This is a genomic window from Hymenobacter jejuensis (genome assembly GCF_006337165.1).
Classification (GTDB): Bacteria; Bacteroidota; Bacteroidia; order Cytophagales; family Hymenobacteraceae; genus Hymenobacter; species Hymenobacter jejuensis.
The window spans coordinates 2269663-2285877 of record NZ_CP040896.1 but is presented as its reverse complement, the minus strand read 5'-3'; the positions used below and the strand labels follow the sequence as shown (position 1 = coordinate 2285877).

Annotated in this window: 14 protein-coding genes; 5 read left to right on the top strand and 9 right to left on the bottom strand. The window is 55.6% G+C overall.

Features of this window, described 5'->3' with window-relative positions; genetic code table 11:
- Positions 1 to 173 precede the first annotated feature (173 nt).
- The 6 genes from FHG12_RS09345 to ruvX form a co-directional block, all read right to left on the bottom strand.
- Positions 174 to 620 carry a DUF2752 domain-containing protein gene (locus FHG12_RS09345; protein WP_139515478.1) on the bottom strand — a complete coding sequence of 149 codons (447 nt, stop codon included), beginning with the start codon at positions 618 to 620 and terminating at the stop codon, positions 174 to 176.
- Entirely contained in the window at positions 598 to 924 is a 327-nt protein-coding gene (locus FHG12_RS09340; protein WP_139515477.1) for a CD225/dispanin family protein, read from the bottom strand. The genes FHG12_RS09345 and FHG12_RS09340 overlap by 23 nt, the downstream gene beginning before the upstream one ends.
- Positions 925 to 1000: 76 nt before the next feature.
- Entirely contained in the window at positions 1001 to 1369 is a 369-nt protein-coding gene (locus FHG12_RS09335; protein ID WP_139515476.1) for a DMT family protein, read from the bottom strand.
- Positions 1370 to 1493: 124 nt separating this feature from the next.
- Positions 1494 to 2462 carry a zinc dependent phospholipase C family protein gene (locus tag FHG12_RS09330; protein WP_139515475.1) on the bottom strand — a complete coding sequence of 323 codons (969 nt, stop codon included), beginning with the start codon at positions 2460 to 2462 and terminating at the stop codon, positions 1494 to 1496.
- 121 nt (positions 2463 to 2583) lie between these two features.
- Positions 2584 to 3180 (bottom strand): peptide deformylase, encoded by a 597-nt coding sequence (gene def / locus FHG12_RS09325; RefSeq protein ID WP_139515474.1) that lies wholly within the window; start codon positions 3178 to 3180, stop codon positions 2584 to 2586.
- Positions 3177 to 3587: a Holliday junction resolvase RuvX gene (ruvX, locus tag FHG12_RS09320; RefSeq protein WP_139515473.1), complete on the bottom strand. Its 411-nt coding sequence runs from the start codon at positions 3585 to 3587 to the stop codon at positions 3177 to 3179. The genes def and ruvX overlap by 4 nt, the downstream gene beginning before the upstream one ends.
- Before the next feature lie 416 nt (positions 3588 to 4003).
- Here ruvX and FHG12_RS09315 point away from each other — a divergent pair, with 416 nt between their 5' ends.
- Together FHG12_RS09315 and FHG12_RS09310 are read left to right on the top strand one after the other, a co-directional pair.
- Positions 4004 to 5698 (top strand): S41 family peptidase, encoded by a 1695-nt coding sequence (locus FHG12_RS09315; protein WP_230471345.1) that lies wholly within the window; start codon positions 4004 to 4006, stop codon positions 5696 to 5698.
- A 171-nt stretch (positions 5699 to 5869) separates the two neighbouring features.
- Complete coding sequence (locus FHG12_RS09310) at positions 5870 to 6538, top strand: HEAT repeat domain-containing protein (RefSeq protein ID WP_139515472.1); 669 nt, start codon at positions 5870 to 5872, stop codon at positions 6536 to 6538.
- A 65-nt stretch (positions 6539 to 6603) separates the two neighbouring features.
- On the opposite strand, the gene FHG12_RS09305 is transcribed toward FHG12_RS09310, so the two are convergent.
- A complete protein-coding gene (locus FHG12_RS09305) occupies positions 6604 to 7662 on the bottom strand; it encodes a transglutaminase-like domain-containing protein (RefSeq protein ID WP_230471344.1) in 1059 nt (352 codons plus the stop codon).
- 363 nt (positions 7663 to 8025) lie between these two features.
- On the opposite strand from FHG12_RS09305, the gene FHG12_RS09300 reads away from it, so the two are divergent.
- Positions 8026 to 9228, top strand: a complete 1203-nt coding sequence (locus FHG12_RS09300; RefSeq protein WP_139515471.1) for a homogentisate 1,2-dioxygenase — start codon at positions 8026 to 8028, stop codon at positions 9226 to 9228.
- A 152-nt stretch (positions 9229 to 9380) separates the two neighbouring features.
- Positions 9381 to 11894 (top strand): DUF5686 and carboxypeptidase-like regulatory domain-containing protein, encoded by a 2514-nt coding sequence (locus tag FHG12_RS09295; protein ID WP_139515470.1) that lies wholly within the window; start codon positions 9381 to 9383, stop codon positions 11892 to 11894.
- 138 nt (positions 11895 to 12032) lie between these two features.
- Here the strand turns inward: FHG12_RS09295 and FHG12_RS09290 are convergent, their stop codons facing one another.
- Together FHG12_RS09290 and FHG12_RS09285 are read right to left on the bottom strand one after the other, a co-directional pair.
- On the bottom strand, positions 12033 to 12479 hold the full coding sequence (locus FHG12_RS09290; protein ID WP_139515469.1) for a hypothetical protein: 447 nt from the start codon (positions 12477 to 12479) through the stop codon (positions 12033 to 12035).
- Between the two features lie 141 nt (positions 12480 to 12620).
- A complete protein-coding gene (locus FHG12_RS09285) occupies positions 12621 to 14219 on the bottom strand; it encodes a family 43 glycosylhydrolase (protein ID WP_230471343.1) in 1599 nt (532 codons plus the stop codon).
- Between the two features lie 735 nt (positions 14220 to 14954).
- Between FHG12_RS09285 and galK the strand changes: the two genes are divergently transcribed.
- The gene (galK, locus tag FHG12_RS09280) at positions 14955 to 16121 is read left to right on the top strand and encodes a galactokinase (protein ID WP_139515468.1); all 1167 of its coding nucleotides are present in this window, start codon (positions 14955 to 14957) and stop codon (positions 16119 to 16121) included.
- Positions 16122 to 16215 lie beyond the last annotated feature (94 nt).

The window sequence follows — 16215 nt, the reverse complement described above, 5'->3', positions numbered from 1 at the left end:
AGCAAGCCTCACCGTTGAGCTTAAGAAGCACCAGACTAAGCAGTGAGAGTATAGGGCGCGCCTGAAACCCTGTTTTCTGTGCCACTCAGGTAACACGCGGCTGCTGCCACGACTTTGCCGTATCAGCATAATATCCTCATTATCTAGCTCTTAGCTCATCCCGAACCCCTGCATCAGGGCGCAAGCCACGTGCCTAATGCGCTCGGCAGGTTGCGCAACACCGCAAACAAAACGGTTGTAATAACGATTAGCCAGCCAAACCCCGGATGATACAAAAAGGAAGTGCGGCGCACTTGCCCCGTGGCCAGCGCCCGCACCCCGTCGGCGGCGCCAAATACCAGCACCGGTGCGTAGAGTACAGCCAGCAAATTTAGGCTGGCTGCTTGGCATAGCCTTCCGTGCAACAGGGCATGCAGGGCCCGCTGCGTGCCGCACCCGGGGCAATACAATCCGGTGAGCAGGTAAAATGGGCAACGCGGAAAAGGATAGCGCGCCGGATCCAGCCGAAAATAAAGGGCGGCCAGCGCGAGCCCGGCCAGCAGGCCCAGAGCAACGACGCCAGCCGCCCGTTGGGGAAGCGTGAAGGCCCAGCGGCCCTTACCGGTTGTTGAATCCGTCACCGAACCCGCTTAACATGGCTCCGCCGAAGCCCAGCATCATCATAACAATCCAGATGACGGTGCCTGCCAGCCAAATGAAAAACCCGATTTTGGTCCATTTGGCTGCCTGCTCCGAGGCCCGCACCGCGCCGGCGTAGTCGCCCAGACTGTACCGCGAATTGACGTTGGCCGCGTTTACAATACCGGCGATGCCAAACGGCAAACAGCAAAAAATCGTCACTAGAATAGACTCGACCAACCAGTTTTTGGGCGGCGGACCTCCAACTGGTGGCATGCCCGTAGGCGAAGGGTAATTTTGTTCCATGTAAATAAGTAGGTGAGGTATAAGCCGGAAAAATAGGGAATCCAACCTGAACCTCAAAGGCGACGCCCCAAGCGCCTTACTTCTTAAAAATGAAGTAAACTGCCGCCACCAACAGCGCAAATCCTACCAAGTGGTTCCAGCCGAGCTTATCGGTTTTGAACACGTACACCGCGCACAGCGTGAATACCGTCAGCGACACTACTTCCTGGATTACTTTCAGCTGAAACAGGTTGAACGGGCCGCCGTTTTCGTCAAAACCGATGCGGTTGGCAGGCACTTGAAACACGTATTCAAAGAAAGCTAATCCCCAGCTAATCAATATGATACCTACAATGCCCAAAGTACTGAACCACGCATATTTCTTGAATTGCAGATGGCCGTACCAGGCGAAGGTCATGAACAGGTTGGAAATGGTTAGGAGCAGAACGGTGTACAGGCTTTTCATGGGCAATAAGCTTAGCGTGAAGCCTTGTACGGACGAGGCTCCTACACTGATTTCAGAGAGTTAAGAATCTTGAAATGAGCTAAACCGACCTTTCCAAAGCGGTCGTTGTGGTGCCCGAAGCACCTCAGTCTTCGTGGCCGGCGCCGGCTGGCAGTACGGGCGCAAGCGCCGCTTCCTGAGCCAGCTGTTGCTGCTCTTTTTCGGATGGGGTTTTGGGCAATTTGCTCAAATCGGGTTGGCCGGCATCGACCCAACTTGTGTACCACAGCGCGCCTACAAGCTGCACGGCTTGGCGCATCTGCCGTTCTACCTGCCCGTGCAGCGAGGCATGGTAAGCGCGGGTAAAGTCTTGAGAATACACGCGTTGCGTCTGGGTACCACGGGCTTCGTAGCCGTACTTACGATCGGCCGGAAAACGGGCGGTGAGTTCCTGCTCCATGCGCAGCACCGAATCGACGGCCGTGTGCGCTCGCCCAACCGCCGCCCAGATCGCCTTGGAGGGATTGTCGAGGTAAGGAGCCGGCCCTACAAAGAAATCGTAATTGCCGCTGAGCACTTCCGGTAGCCGGCTTTCCCACAGGCTATGAATGCCGCGCTGGTTGGTACGCTGGCCGTTGTAGTTGCGGGTGGTGTGCAGGGGCACGCAGGCATCGGCAACGTAATGGCCCATATCGGCGGACAGCCGCAGGATTCGGTCGGTGTCGTGCGTGCGAAAGGCTTCGGTCAGTTGCGCTTTCATGGCCCCGATGTGCCACGGCACAATTCCGTGCCGCAATAGCGAGTCTTCGCCGTAACGGGCCACGGCGTCGGCGTAACTGCGGGGCAGCTTAAAAATGGCGCTGTCGCCGTAGGCATCCACGTCGAGGAAATGCCGAGCGGCCTCACCGGGAACTACCATCCGGCGCTGATCGGGGCGGGTGGCATACGTGGTCATGTACTCGATGTTGGCTTTGTAAAAACCAATCATCTCACGCGGTAACGTAAAGACTGCCAAGCGGTTAATCAACCGATGCCCAAAGAAGCCCCAGGCCTGCGGCTGCCGCGGAATCAGGCAAAGCACAGCCAATAGCAGTAGCGACAATTGCTTTTTCACAATGGATAAAAATAGATATTACGTAACTATCAGTATATCAAATAGTTATACCAAATCCCAAACGCAGCATGCTTCGACTTCTCTTAGCATGCCGCGTTTTACATAACTCTCTTATAGCTAATTACTTGCGCCCAGCCCCTGCAAAGCGCATCCGGTAGTCGGCTTTTACATCGCCTTTGCTGATGCGGGTGAGTTTGCCCTTAATAAGCTGCTTTTTAAAGCCCGAAATCTTGTCCGTAAACAGGACGCCTTCCAAGTGGTCGTATTCGTGCTGAATGACGCGGGCCGTCATGCCGGAAAACGTGTCTTCGTGCTGCACCAGGTTCTCGTCATGGTAGCGAATCACGATGGTTTCGTGTCGATACACCATCTCGCGCACGCCAGGAATGCTCAGGCAGCCTTCTTCAAAACCCCATTCGTCGCCGGTTTCGCTAACCATTGTGGGGTTAATAAACGCCCGCTTCACGGGGGGTTCGGAAGGTTCAACGGGCTGGCCGTCCTCGTCTTCCTCTTCCACCATCGGGGTCGAGTCAATCACGAACAGGCGGATACTCTTGCCGATCTGCGGGGCAGCCAAGCCTACGCCGTGAGCGTGGTACATGGTATCAAACATATCAGCGATAAGCTGCTTAAGCTCAGCGGCTTCGAACTCAGCGGGGATGTCTTTGGCACGGGCTTTCAGTACCGGATCGCCAAAGGCAACAATAGGGTAAATCATCGGGAAGCTAAAAAAGATTGCAAAATCAGGGTGGCGCTCACGCGGTCGACGGTGGCTTTGTCGCGCCGGTCTTTCTTGGATAGTCCGCCGGCCAGCATCGCTTGATGCGCCATACGCGAGGTAAACCGTTCATCTACCTCATACACAGGCACTTCTGGCATATCGCGCCGCAACCGACGCACTAGCCCAATTACGGCACTCGTTACGTCCGTTGGTTCGTTGAGCAGGGTGCGGGGCATGCCCACGACTAGCGCCTCCAGCGGCTCTCGTTGGTGGTACGCTTTGAGGTAGGCCAAAAGGTCTTGGCTGTGTATGGTTTCCAGGGGCGTAGCGATAATCTGGAGCGGGTCGGTTACCGCCAATCCCACACGTTTGTTGCCGTAGTCGATAGCAAGAATGCGGCCCATGACGAGTTGAGAATGAGGTGGAAAAGGAAAAGCAGCAGCAACGACCGACAGCAGCACAAAGATACGACAGGCAAACGAAGCGTCGGTAAGTTATCCGCAACTCCAAATGGCAAATGCTGGATAACTCCATCTGCTGAGCTTTGAAAAAGTCAATCCGCTTTAAATTAAAATAGTTATATTATTTAAACACTTCAGACAACTAACACAAGAACCTAGTCAGTCCATTTTGTACCTGCATATTGCTCTATTTTAAGCCTATATAGTTCTTATAATATAAAAAATTGCACTGTTATTGGAAATTTCAGAGTGACTGCTACTGACCTTGATTTTCTAGGAAAAGTTTCAATAGATTTGAATCCTTGCCTCTGATTTATAGCACTTTTTTATCGCTCCAACCTCTACATTCTCTGTCGTTTATGAACGCCGAGCCGAACGCGGAGCCGACGCCTAAGTCGGGAACTACGCCGGACCCCAAGCCTCGCACTTCGAGGCGGCCAATGCGGCAGCCGCTGCTGTTGGCCGTGGCGTTGGCGTGCGGAGTGTTGCTAGGAGCCAACCCGTTTCGGCCATCCAGCCAAAACCCCGACGCCACGTCGCGCGGCTACCTGAAGTTCAAGGAGATTCTGAGCTACGTCGACCGCGATTACGTCGATACGGTAGATGCCGAACAGCTTTCGGACTATGCCATCAGCCGGATGCTGGAGCGCCTCGATCCGCACTCGGTGTACATCCCGGCTCAGGAGGAACAAAAGGTGTCTGCTTTCCTGCAAAACGACTTTGATGGCGTAGGCGTGGAATTCAACCTGTTCCGCGATACAGCCACCGTGATTGCCCCCCTAAACGGTGGCCCGGCGGAGCAAGCCGGCCTCCAGCCCGGCGACCGGATTTTGGCCGTCAACGGCACGCGCGTCACGGGCACCCATGTAACTATGGATCAGATGTTTGGCCTGCTGCGCGGTCCGCGCGGCAGCAATGTGCAGCTACAAGTACTGCGCCGCCACCAAAGCCGGCCAATGACTGTATCCGTAACGCGGAGCCGCATTCCCAATAGCTCGGTGGAAGTTGCGTACATGGTCGATAACCAGACTGGCTACATCAAGATAACGCGCTTTGCATCGGGCACTTACGATGATTTCAAACAAGCTCTTGGCGACCTAAAGCGCCAAGGACTGAGCCGGTTGGTGCTGGATTTGCGCGGCAACCCAGGTGGGTACCTCGATCGCGCCACCAAACTAGCCGACGAGTTTATCAGCGGTACTCGCAAGCTGGTCTACACCGATGGCAAAGGCGATCAGTACGACACCCAAACCTACTCGCGCGTACTGGGCGAGTTTGAGGAAGGCCCGTTGGTAGTGCTCGTTGACGAAGGCAGCGCTTCGGCGGCCGAAGTAGTCGCCGGTGCCTTGCAGGACCATGACCGTGCTCTGATTGTGGGCCGCCGCACGTTTGGCAAAGGCCTTGTCCAGCAGCCCATTACCCTAGCCGATGGTTCGGAATTGCGCCTCACCATTGCCCGTTACTACACGCCATCTGGTCGCTCGATTCAGAAGTCGTACCGCAACGGGTTGGCCGCCTACGAAAAGGATTTGACGGAGCGGGCGCGTCACGGCGAGTATTTCCACGCCGACAGCATCCACTTTGCCGATTCGCTGCGCTTCCGCACCGACCACGGGCGGACAGTGTATGGCGGCGGCGGCATCATGCCCGATTTGTTTGTGCCCCGCGACACGATGGCGGCTTCGTCGTACTTCACGCGCTTGCAGGGCCGCAATATGCTGCGGGAGTTTGCGCTCAATTTCTACCAAGATCACAAGACGGAGCTGGAAGGTATGCGTTTCGAGCAGTTCAAAAGCACTTTCCAAATCTCTGATACTCAATTACAAAGCCTAGCAGCTCGGGCAGCGAACGAAGGCATTGCAACGAATGCAACTTGTCTGCGCCGCTGCTCGCCCCTGTTGCGCAACCAGCTGAAGGCCTACATCGCCCGCAGCGCCTATGGCAAAACGGCTTACTTCCAAGTGCTGCACGACCGTGACCCTGAGATGCAGCAAGCTTTACACGCTGTAGGCGACGGAGTAACCCTACTGGCCCAAGGCCTGACGATGAAATAGCCCCTGCCCAGCACTTCTGGCTTTCGACCACATCCCTTTCCCAACCTAGTACCTTCCTCCCCAGCCCAAAATTACAAAATATTGATTATCAATAGTTTGAAGTAAACTCCCTTTAAAGTAACGCTTGTATGAGTGCAGTGGAACAACCCGTAATTTTTAACTGAAGAACGGATGAGCGACGTGAATACAAATCTGCGAAATGCGCTGGATCTGTTTTGGAAGTATGTAGCACACCATCAGGGGGCTACCTCGGTGGAAGAAGTAAAAGTTGATTTTTGGGACGACGACCAGGATACGCCCGAGCGCCGCGCACTGCGCAACAACCTGCTGCAAGCGGTAGCCCACGAAATCGAGTTGCAAAATTGGGGCAAAGGCGACGTAGCAGGCATTGACCTGCTGCTGGAAGCCATTACGGCCGATTATCTGCACGAAGAAGTGCTGTACGATTGCCTGGAGCACTTGCGCGTAAACTGCCGCACGCTGCTCATGACGCGGGGCATGCTTTCGCCGCTGCACCACACGCGTTATCTCATGGCCGAGCACGTGGCGCAATACAACGTGCCGGACCGCAGCGCGCTGCTAGAGTTTTTGATTTGCCACGACGACCACAAATTGGTCATCCGGTATGCTCTCAATTCCCTATCCGATTTGCATCCGGCGCAAGCCGTACCCTACGCCTTAGAGCGTCTGGCGGATGAGGACGAATACATTCGGCTGTCGAGCGTGCTGGCGTTGCAGGCGGCCCGGCAAAACCTGCCGGTAGAAGTCATCAAGCCCCTGCTCAACGACCCCAGCGAATACGTCCGGGATGTGGCTACAGTAATGGTACAACGAGCTTAACTTAACCCGAAAGCTAGCGGATAAACCTTTACTAATCAATTATATATACCTTACCCCAGCTACTACTATTTAGAAGCAGGGGCTGGTGCGGCATCGTGGTAAGAGAACTTCTTATCGATGCTGGTGAAAGGTTTGCCGTCTACTTCCGCATAGGGGTAGATGAAGAAATTGAGCGGCCCGTTGTGCTGCGGCGGAGCCAGCGCCAGATCGCGGCCCCGGGTAAACTCGACGCGATTTTCGTCGTGGGCACCGAAGAAATATGTGCGGCGTGATGGGTCTTTGGCCGCTTCGGAGGCATCGACGGGCACCCAGCCTGTTTCCTTGGTGTAGAACTCGGCCCAGCAATGGTAGCCTTGCACTTGGCCTTCGCCACGATCGGCAGGAAGCGGGAAGCCGATGCTGAAACGCGCCGGAATGCCGACGGCCCGGCAGTAGCCAATAAACACTGCGTGGAAGTCGGTGCAATTGCCGCGCCGGGCATCACAGGCGTAATAAATGTCGCCGCGGCCCCAGCCCTGCCCCGACTTGTCGTACTTCACTGTCGAGACGACGTGCTCGTAAATAGCGCGGGCTTTTTCCAAATCCGTTTTGGCGTTGGCTTTCGCCACGACTTCCGTAGCCCAGGTTTTGATCTGGTTGTCGAGGGGCACCAGTTTATCGGGCTGAAGCCAACGCTGCATGTCGGGATCGGCAGGCTCGGTGGGGGCTTTGCGGCTGGCGGTGGGCACGAGAGTTGGGTTGATGTGCTCCCGGCGCAACGCATCAAAATGCATCGTCACCGTGAAAGCAATTTCTTTCGGGTTCAGCAGATTCAGATGCAGGATGTGATTGCCGTATTGCGACGTCACCACTTCGTAAGGATACGGCGAATCAACTTGCAAATCATTGATATTCTGCGACTTATCGGAGTGCGGAACCGGCAGCCACAGATCGACTTGCTTGGCCCCCGTCGGGATATCGCGCACCGTAGCCTGGTATTCAAAGCGGAAAGCGCGGCTCCGCAACGCCGTAGCCGAAGTGCTTTTGGGTGCGTAAGCCGTGACCGCCAGCGCACCGGAAGTAGTTAGCAGCAGCGCGACGCTCCACGTGCGTACGCGGCGTAGGGAGGTAGAAAGGATTTTCACAGACAGAACTTAGAGTAGCGAACAAGCAACCAACAGCACCTTGACAACTCACTTCGGAGCGCAAGGGTTGGGGGCGCCCGCGTATTTTTTGGCTTCGATAACCTTACTGCAAAGGTAGCGCCTATATAAGACTCTTTACCGCGCATCCAATTCTACCATAACACATTAATAATCAACATTTTATAAAACAACAAAGCATTTAAGACTTCCGACTTGACTCACTACATTGTCTTGATTAACAATAAGTTATTTATTAAAAGCGCTGCCAGCGCGTAGTGGGCACTGCCTGCCCTTCGTCATCAGAAAGCCCTGGGCTGCGTATCTTTAGGAAGGCTTTCCCGCTCACCCTCCACCCCCACCCACATGGCTTATTATCACCGCGTTGGCCAGATCCCGCACAAGCGCCACACCCAATTCCGACAACCCGATGGCTCACTTTATTCCGAGCAGTTGGTAGGCACGCTTGGGTTTCATGGTGTTTCGTCGTTGCTCTACCACATTCACCCACCCACCCAAATTAAAGAAGTAGGTGCGCCTGTACCCTACGGCGCTAAATACCTAAAGGAAAGACCATTACAGCCCAGTCACTTACGCACCCTAGCGCAGACTACCACCGGCGGCGACTACTTGCAGGCGCGTCAAACGCTGCTTGGCAACGCCGACGTGACGCTCAGCATCTGCAACCCGACCGAGCGCCGGATGCAGTATTACTACAAAAACGCGCTAGCCGATGAAGTAATCTTTGTGCACGAAGGCCGCGGCGAATTGTGGAGCCAACTGGGCAAGGTAGCTTTCGAACCCGGTGATTATGTGGTAGTTCCGCGCACCATCATTCATCAGCTCCACTTTGAGGAAGGTCCGGTTCGGCTGTTTATCATCGAGTCGTTTAGCCCCATCGAAACGTGCCGGCGCTACCGCAATCATTTCGGGCAGCTGCTGGAGCACGCGCCCTATTGTGAGCGCGACATGCGACCGCCTCACGAACTGATTATCCAGACGGAACCCGGCGAGTACCTCGTCCAGATCAAGAAAGAAGGTTTTCTGCATCAGCTTACTTACGCGCACTCGCCGTTTGACGTGGTGGGTTGGGATGGCTATTTCTACCCGTATGCCTTTAGCATTCATGACTTTGAGCCCATTACGGGCCGCATTCACCAGCCGCCGCCCGTGCACCAGACATTTGAGGCGCACAACTTTGTGATCTGCTCGTTTGTGCCGCGACTCTTTGATTATCACCCTCTTAGCATTCCGGCACCTTACAACCACTCCAACGTCGACTCCGACGAGGTGCTGTATTATGTGGCGGGAAATTTTATGTCGCGCAAGGGCATTGACCTGGCCTCCTTCACGGTGCATCCCAGCGGCATTCCGCACGGGCCACACCCGGGCACTGTGGAAGCGAGCATCGGCAAAACCGAAACCCGCGAGCTGGCCGTGATGGTGGACACGTTCCGGCCGCTTTACCTCACCGACGTGGCGTTGCAGTACCTCGACGAGAAATACCCGATGAGCTGGAACCCGGATTTTGTGCACGAGCCGCCCCGCTCGGCCGATATGATGGATTAAAGCTTCAGGGCAACAACCACTTAATGAATCTTTCAAAAGGCCACCCCGTTCTGAGGTGGCCTTTTAAATTTCCTGCTTTTGCTTGGTGCGTTTGCGTAACTTGACGGGGTTGGCCTTAGTAGAAGGAAGCCTAGTTTGCCCCGAAATACTCTATGAAGAACGCTGCGCTGCTGCTATTTTGGCTATTGCTGCTGGCGGGTGTTGCGCCCGCGACGGCGCAACGCATTTTGTGCTCGGGGCAGATTACGGAGGCCGGCAACGGACATCCGGTGCCGTTTGCCTCGGTATTTGTACCAGGTACCAGCAACGGCACTACCGCCGACGAGCAAGGCCGCTACCAGCTCACGCTCCCGCAACCCGCTGATACGATTGCCGCTTCGGCGCTGGGCTTTGCGCCCCAGAAAAAGCATCTTACTACCGACGCTACCCAGACCATCAACTTTACCCTCAGGGGCGGCGCCGTGACGCTGGGCGAGGTAACCGTGCGCCCCCACGAAAACCCGGCGTACGCAATTATGCGCCAGGTGCAGGCCCACAAGCCGCAAAACAACAAGCGCGAGTTGCAAGCCTTCGAATTCGACAGCTACAACCGCGTCGCCGTTTCCATTTCCAACCTGCCGGCCAAGATTAGCAACCGCAGCGTCTTCAAGGACATGATGGCCGTGGCCGACAGCAAGGGCCAGCCGCTTGGCCCCGATGGCAAGCCCCTACTGCCCATTTTTGCTTCGGAAGTACTATCGCGGTTGTATGTTCGCCACGATCCGTTGCGCAAGCGGGAAGAGATCCGGCGCACCCAGATGCGCGGGGTAGCTCCGCGCGACGGCTCGGTGCTCTCGCAGATTCTGGGGTCGTCGTTTCAGGACTGGGATTTTTACCCCAATTGGCAACAGCTTCTGGGTAAGGACTTTATCTCGCCCATTGCCGACGGCTGGAAGTTTACCTACGAATACGACCTACAGGATTCGGTGTACGTGGGCAAGGACTGGTGCTACCAATTGGGCGTGGCGCCGCGGCGGGCCGGTGACTTGGCTTTCACGGGCACCATCTGGATCACGGCCGACAGTTACGCCCTGCGCCGCGTCGATTTGACGGTAGCGCCCAAAGCTAACCTCAACTTCGTTGACCAGGTTAAGGTGCAGCAGGAATTGGTGCCTTCCGAGGCGGCCAGTCAGTGGCTGCCCAAACGAACCCATGTCGTGATCGGGTTGAAGCCGACCAAAGGCAGCACGGGCTTTCTGGCTGATTTTACCACCATCAATTCCAATTTCGACGTCAATCACCCTAAGCCTCTGGTTTTCTATGCATTACCCGTAGAAACCATGCCGGATGCGTACGCTCCGCTGACGGCTGACTACTGGGAGAAAAACCGGCCCGACTCGCTGTCGCTCGATGAGCAGCGCACGTTTGCGGTGCTGGACTCGGTACGGAAGCTCCCTTCCGTGCACTCGACGCTGGAACTGGCCGACATCGTCGTGAACGGCTACAAACGCGTGGGCAACTGGGATTTAGGTCCGGTGATCAATACGTATTCCTTCAACAGCATCGAGGGAAACCGCTTTCGGGTGGGCTTCCGCACCACGCCGGAAATCAGCGCCGACTGGCTGACGCGGGCTTACCTCGCTTATGGTACCCGCGACGGCCGCTTCAAATACGGCGTGCGCGTGAGCCGCATCCTCAACCGCCGCACCTGGACGGTGGCCACCGTGGAGCGCCGCCACGACATCGACCAAGTAGCGCTGCTCGACAACGATTACGCCCTCGAAAACCCACTCTATGAAATGTCGGCGCGCATGGGCAACATCTCCAACGGCCGGCCGCTCATGCGCGACCTCAACACCCTGACGCTCCAAACCGATCTGTTTCGGGGCTTTACCCAGAAGGTCAGCCTGCGCTACCAGCGGTTCAATCCACTTTACAACTTTGCTTATTACAATACGGATGTGCGCCAGCCCGGGGCGCCCACCAAGGACGATTATGCCCTCACCGAACTGGTGCTGGAATCACGCTACGCCCGCGATGAAGTCCTGATCCAGAACCAGAACCGCCGCTACGCCATCGGCCTGATGAAGTGGCCTGTGCTGACCTTCCGCTACACCGCCGGTTTTGACAACGTGCTGGGCAGCGATTTTAAGTATCACAAATTCAACCTGTTAGTCACACAAAGCGTGAAGATCGGCCAGCTTGGTCGCACCGATTACGTCCTCGATGGCGGCTATATTCCGAGCACCGTCCCGTACCCGGTACTCAAGACGCACTTGGGCAATGAGTCGCCGTTTTACAACGGGGCCGCGTTCAACCTGATGCGTTACTTCGAATACGTCAGTGACCGCTACGTTTCTTTCCGTTTTGAAAATCACTTCGAGGGCTTCCTGCTCAACAGTGTGCCGGCAATCAAGCGGCTGAACTGGCGCCTGATCGCCAGTGGTAATGTCCTTTACGGCAGCGTGAGCGACGCCAATCGGGCCATCAATCCGCCTTTCGATGCCACGGGCACGCCGCTACCGACATTCCAGTCATTGGGCCGCACACCCTATGCCGAAGCGGGGTACGGTATTGAGAACATTTTCAAGGTGGTGCGCATCGACTTCCTGCACCGGCTGACTTACCGCAACGTGCCTGGCGCCCGCAATTTTGGAGTTAAGCTAAGTTTGCAGTTCAAACTATAAGTTCTTCGAAAGGTCCAGCCTCGACAACCGGCAAGCACTTCTCGCGCTGAGTCGAGGCTGCTTTGGATACGCGTAGGCGCCAGCATGGACGGTGCATCAAAAAACGCAAATATCTTATTATCAATTACTTACCTAAAACTACATCGCCATCCCCAGGGTATTCATCACGTTCTGAATGGCCTTGTTTAGGTCGGGGTTTTGCTTAATGCGGTTGTTAAGCTGCGGGTCCGTGTCCAGCGTTCCGAAATACCGAGTGAAACCAGCACTCAGCACCCGTCGCCGTACACCTTCGGCTTGAGAAGGTTTGAGGGTACTAATCCACTGAGTGTATGAGGGCTTCAATTGCTGGGCGCGTTGCTGTAGCTTGGCGCCCTCGCCTATCAGTATGGCGATGGCGGCTGCGTCATTGGTCTGGCCCAAGGCGCGCTGCACTACCGCGGCCGCGTCATTGCCGAGTTGGGTGTAGGCTGTTTCGGCGGCGCTGGTTTGCCAGGCAAATGCAGCGCGAACTGGTGCAGCGGACAAGGAACTTGGCTGTTGCAGAAACAGCCCGAGAGAAAATACGAGGGTGGGTAGGGTCTTCATGGGCGGCGGGAAACTCCTCATACGTTACTGGCCCAAACTCGGCTGTGCCTCCCAATGGCCAAGGCAGCCCGAAGCAAAAACTACAAGCTCCCGGCAAACAGGAAGTTGCCGGGGGCTTGTGGCTGAAGGCGGTAAACTAAGCTAGCGTTGGTTGCGAATCGTAAAATCATTGAAGGCCACCGTAGCCGTTTCCGGACCTTGGGCCAACAAGCCGACCCGAATGCCCCGATCCCAGGGCGGTAGGTAAGTGCCGTTGAGGGCGAAGCTGTTCATGGGCATGGCTTGCCACGTGACGCCGTTGGTGCAGTACGAAAACCGGTAGCGCTGTCCGCCCCAAGCCTCAAACCGCAAACCCAGGCTTTCGCACTCTTCCACCGATACCTTGATTAAGCATTGGGTTTGGCCTGCTTTTACCGACCACAGCTGTAGCATGCCGTCGCCGGCCATCAGAGCCAAGGCATTTTGAGGATCGCCGACGGCGGCGAGACCGGCAAAGGTACGGGCCGGCAAGGTACCAAAATCGAGGGTAGCCGTGGTTTTGTACGTTGCAGCGTACGTCCGCTGCGCTACCATGGCGCCCAGATTTTCGGGGCAAGCATTCAGCAGTAGTTGACCGTCGCTTACGCTGGCTACCGGCTGCTTGCAGATGGGCCATTGCCACGTACCAGCTAGTTTGTTGCCGGTGAAGTTGTCGGTCACATTCAACACGCCCACGTTTTGCAGCGGCGCGGCCTGCGGGCTGATTCCTTCAAATTCGGGCCAGCCCTGCTCATTCCAGGTAAATTCGCTCAGAATCCCCTGCCGCCCCACAAACTCATGACTACTAGCATGATACGCGTGGTGCAGCAAAAACCACCGGCCGTTGTATTCGGCTACGGTGCCGTGCCCAGGACAGTTCCAGGTTTTGTTTTTGGTCAGGATCGGGTTCTGCTCATTTTTCTCCCACGGGCCGAGCAGGCTACGCGAGCGGGCCACGCCGGTAGCATACGTGCAGCCGCTGCCGCAGCAGCCATTGCCCGCGTAGAACATGTAGAAATAGCCCTCGTGGCGCACAATGGCCGATCCCTCTACCAGGTTGCCTTCCCACCTGGCGTCGTTGCGAAACAGTTCTACTTGCTCACCCAGCAAAGCCGTGCGCTCTTCGTTCAGGCGCTGGGCCCAGATGGGCGTAGGCTCGCCGTAGGCATTACCGTCTTCTTTCCAGACCATGTACAGCTCGCCGTGTTCGTCGCGCACCGGAAACCCGTCGATGGAGCCGTTGCATTGGCCAATCAGCGGGCCGTGGTCGGTGTAAGGCCCGGCCGGATCGTCGGCGCTGGCGATAGCTACGCACAGCGGGCCATTTTTTTGGCGGGCCGTGTAGCAGATGTAGGTTTTGCCGTTTTCGTGGCTGATTTCGGGAGCCCAGAAGCTGGCTTCGGCCCACCCCGGCATGCTATCCGGGAAAACGTGGCCTACTAACTCCCACGTAACGAGGTTAGTTGATTTGAACAGAGGGAAAATCGAGCCCCACTCCGCCGAAGTGGCGCTGGCCCAATACGTATCCCCGATTTTGGTAACGGTCGGGTCGGGAAAGTCGCCGGGCAGCACAATGTTGGCGTACGTCGTGACCGGTTGCGCCGACACAGGTGGGGCGATGTTAGCAACCGCAGCGGTATCGCTGGGTGTTTGGCCTTGGCAATCAGCCAGTAAATCCGTGCTGAAAGCCGAAAAGGCTCCGGGTTCTAAGTCGAAGGACACAGCAGTTGAATACGGGTGGGAATGGGCGAATGCGAGGAGGGAATTCCGAAACGAGCCGAGCGAGTAAGCGGCCGAACTGGCCAGCTTCATTCCCTCAAATCAGCCAACCAAAGCCGTAAGGGCAGCTTGGCAAGCCGATAACGTGATGGAAGCAATCAACTTAAGTGAGAAGCAGAATCCCTGACTTAAGGTAGAGTGAAAAACAAAAGGCGAAACAGAGGCGGGGCGGGTAAGCTTCCTAGTCTTATTGTTTAAATCTACTACTTCGCCGCACAAATGATCCGTTGCGAAGTATAACTTTTTTACAAAGGTAAACGCTTGCAAATCACGTTTACAAGCCCTTGCAAGCGATCCTAAGAAAAGTAAGAATATATACTTACAAAGTACCACACCTTTGCTAACCCACAGGTTATGCGAACTTTATATGTACAGCCTCTTCTTTCCTCGTATGTAGTTTTGCGCCAAGATCATGCCAGACTTGCGGGAAAGCTGTTAGCCTACTTTGTAGTACTTCTCTTATAAATTTTATAAAAGAGGGAGCGTTGCATTCTTTACATTTTCTGTGTCGTGCTTTTCTATAGGCCTTAGGCTGTAGCTCAACTGTGTAGGATTGGCAAGTGAAAATGCGGGCAAAACGCTAGAAACCGATGAGTAAAAAGCCATATTTGTCGGTCGCTGCCCAAGGCGATTTACTATTGGCTTTCTTGCTTTTTTCACAAATACCACATAATCAGCATGTTATCCCAAGCCGTTGCCGCTACTTTCCGCCAACACTTTGGCTCAACTCCTTTGGTGGTGCGCGCACCCGGCCGGGTTAACTTAATCGGCGAGCACACCGACTATAATCAAGGTTTTGTGCTGCCAGCGGCGGTCGATAAAGAGATCTATTTTGCGGTGGCCCTCAACAACACCACCGATATCAATTTGTATTCCAGCGATTTACAGGAGGCCCTGTCGTTGCCCGCTGCGGATGTGCACCGCACGGATACGCAGTGGGCCAATTACTTGCTGGGGGTCGTGGCGCAGTTTCAGCAGCGCGGCCTTACAGTACCGGGTTTCGACTGCGTGTTTGGCGGCACGGTACCCATTGGGGCAGGCATGTCATCGTCGGCAGCGGTAGAATGCGGCTTGGCTTTCGCACTGAACCATCTGATGCACACCAACTTGGATCGCATGACACTGGCCCACATGGGGCAAAAGGCCGAACACGAATACGCGGGCGTAAAGTCGGGCCTAATGGACCAGTTCGCTAGTTTGTTTGGCCGCGCCGGGCAAGTTGTGCGCCTCGACTGCCGCTCCTTGGAGTACGAGTATTTCCCTTTCGACACTTCCACCACGCGCATTGTGTTGTGCAACTCGGGCGTAAAGCACTCGCTGGCCAGCTCCGAATACAACACGCGCCGCCAAGAGTGCGAACACGGCGTGGCGGTGCTGCAAAAGCATTATCCGCAGGTGCAAAGCCTACGCGATGCCACGCCCGCACAGCTACAGGCCCACCAAGCTGAAATGGGTGATGTCGTGTACCAGCGCTGCTTGTACGTGGTACAGGAAAACGAGCGCGTAGACGTTGCCTGTCGGGCTCTGCTTGCTGGTGATTTGGCTAACTTTGGCCAGCAGATGTACGCCTCCCATGCCGGCTTGCGTGATCAGTACCAAGTTAGCTGCCGCGAGTTGGACATATTGGTAGAAGCTGCCCGCAGCTTGCCCGGCGTGTACGGAGCACGCATGATGGGCGGCGGTTTTGGCGGCTGCACCATCAATTTGGTCGCCGTGGATCAGGTGGATCAGTTTGTGGAAAAAATGACGGCTGCTTATCAGGAGCAGCTTGGCCTAAAGCTCGAAACGTACCAAACAACCATCGTCTATGGCGTTGGGACGATGGAGGCCGTTGCCAGTAAATAGCACAGGAAAAACATCCGATAAACAGCGGCCACATTAAAAAGCGCTAACTACATACTAAACCAAGCTTTTAGCGTTTACATAATGTCGATCCTGC

Excerpts from the sequence above, each read along its gene's own strand:
- FHG12_RS09340 (WP_139515477.1), bottom strand. The coding sequence starts at position 924 with ATGGAACAAAATTACCCTTCGCCTACGGGCATGCCACCAGTTGGAGGT.
- FHG12_RS09335 (WP_139515476.1), bottom strand. The coding sequence starts at position 1,369 with ATGAAAAGCCTGTACACCGTTCTGCTCCTAACCATTTCCAACCTGTTC.
- def (WP_139515474.1), bottom strand. The coding sequence starts at position 3,180 with ATGATTTACCCTATTGTTGCCTTTGGCGATCCGGTACTGAAAGCCCGT.
- ruvX (WP_139515473.1), bottom strand. The coding sequence starts at position 3,587 with ATGGGCCGCATTCTTGCTATCGACTACGGCAACAAACGTGTGGGATTG.
- FHG12_RS09315 (WP_230471345.1), top strand. The coding sequence starts at position 4,004 with ATGAACGCCGAGCCGAACGCGGAGCCGACGCCTAAGTCGGGAACTACG.
- FHG12_RS09310 (WP_139515472.1), top strand. The coding sequence starts at position 5,870 with ATGAGCGACGTGAATACAAATCTGCGAAATGCGCTGGATCTGTTTTGG.
- FHG12_RS09300 (WP_139515471.1), top strand. The coding sequence starts at position 8,026 with ATGGCTTATTATCACCGCGTTGGCCAGATCCCGCACAAGCGCCACACC.
- FHG12_RS09295 (WP_139515470.1), top strand. The coding sequence starts at position 9,381 with ATGAAGAACGCTGCGCTGCTGCTATTTTGGCTATTGCTGCTGGCGGGT.
- FHG12_RS09290 (WP_139515469.1), bottom strand. The coding sequence starts at position 12,479 with ATGAAGACCCTACCCACCCTCGTATTTTCTCTCGGGCTGTTTCTGCAA.
- galK (WP_139515468.1), top strand. The coding sequence starts at position 14,955 with ATGTTATCCCAAGCCGTTGCCGCTACTTTCCGCCAACACTTTGGCTCA.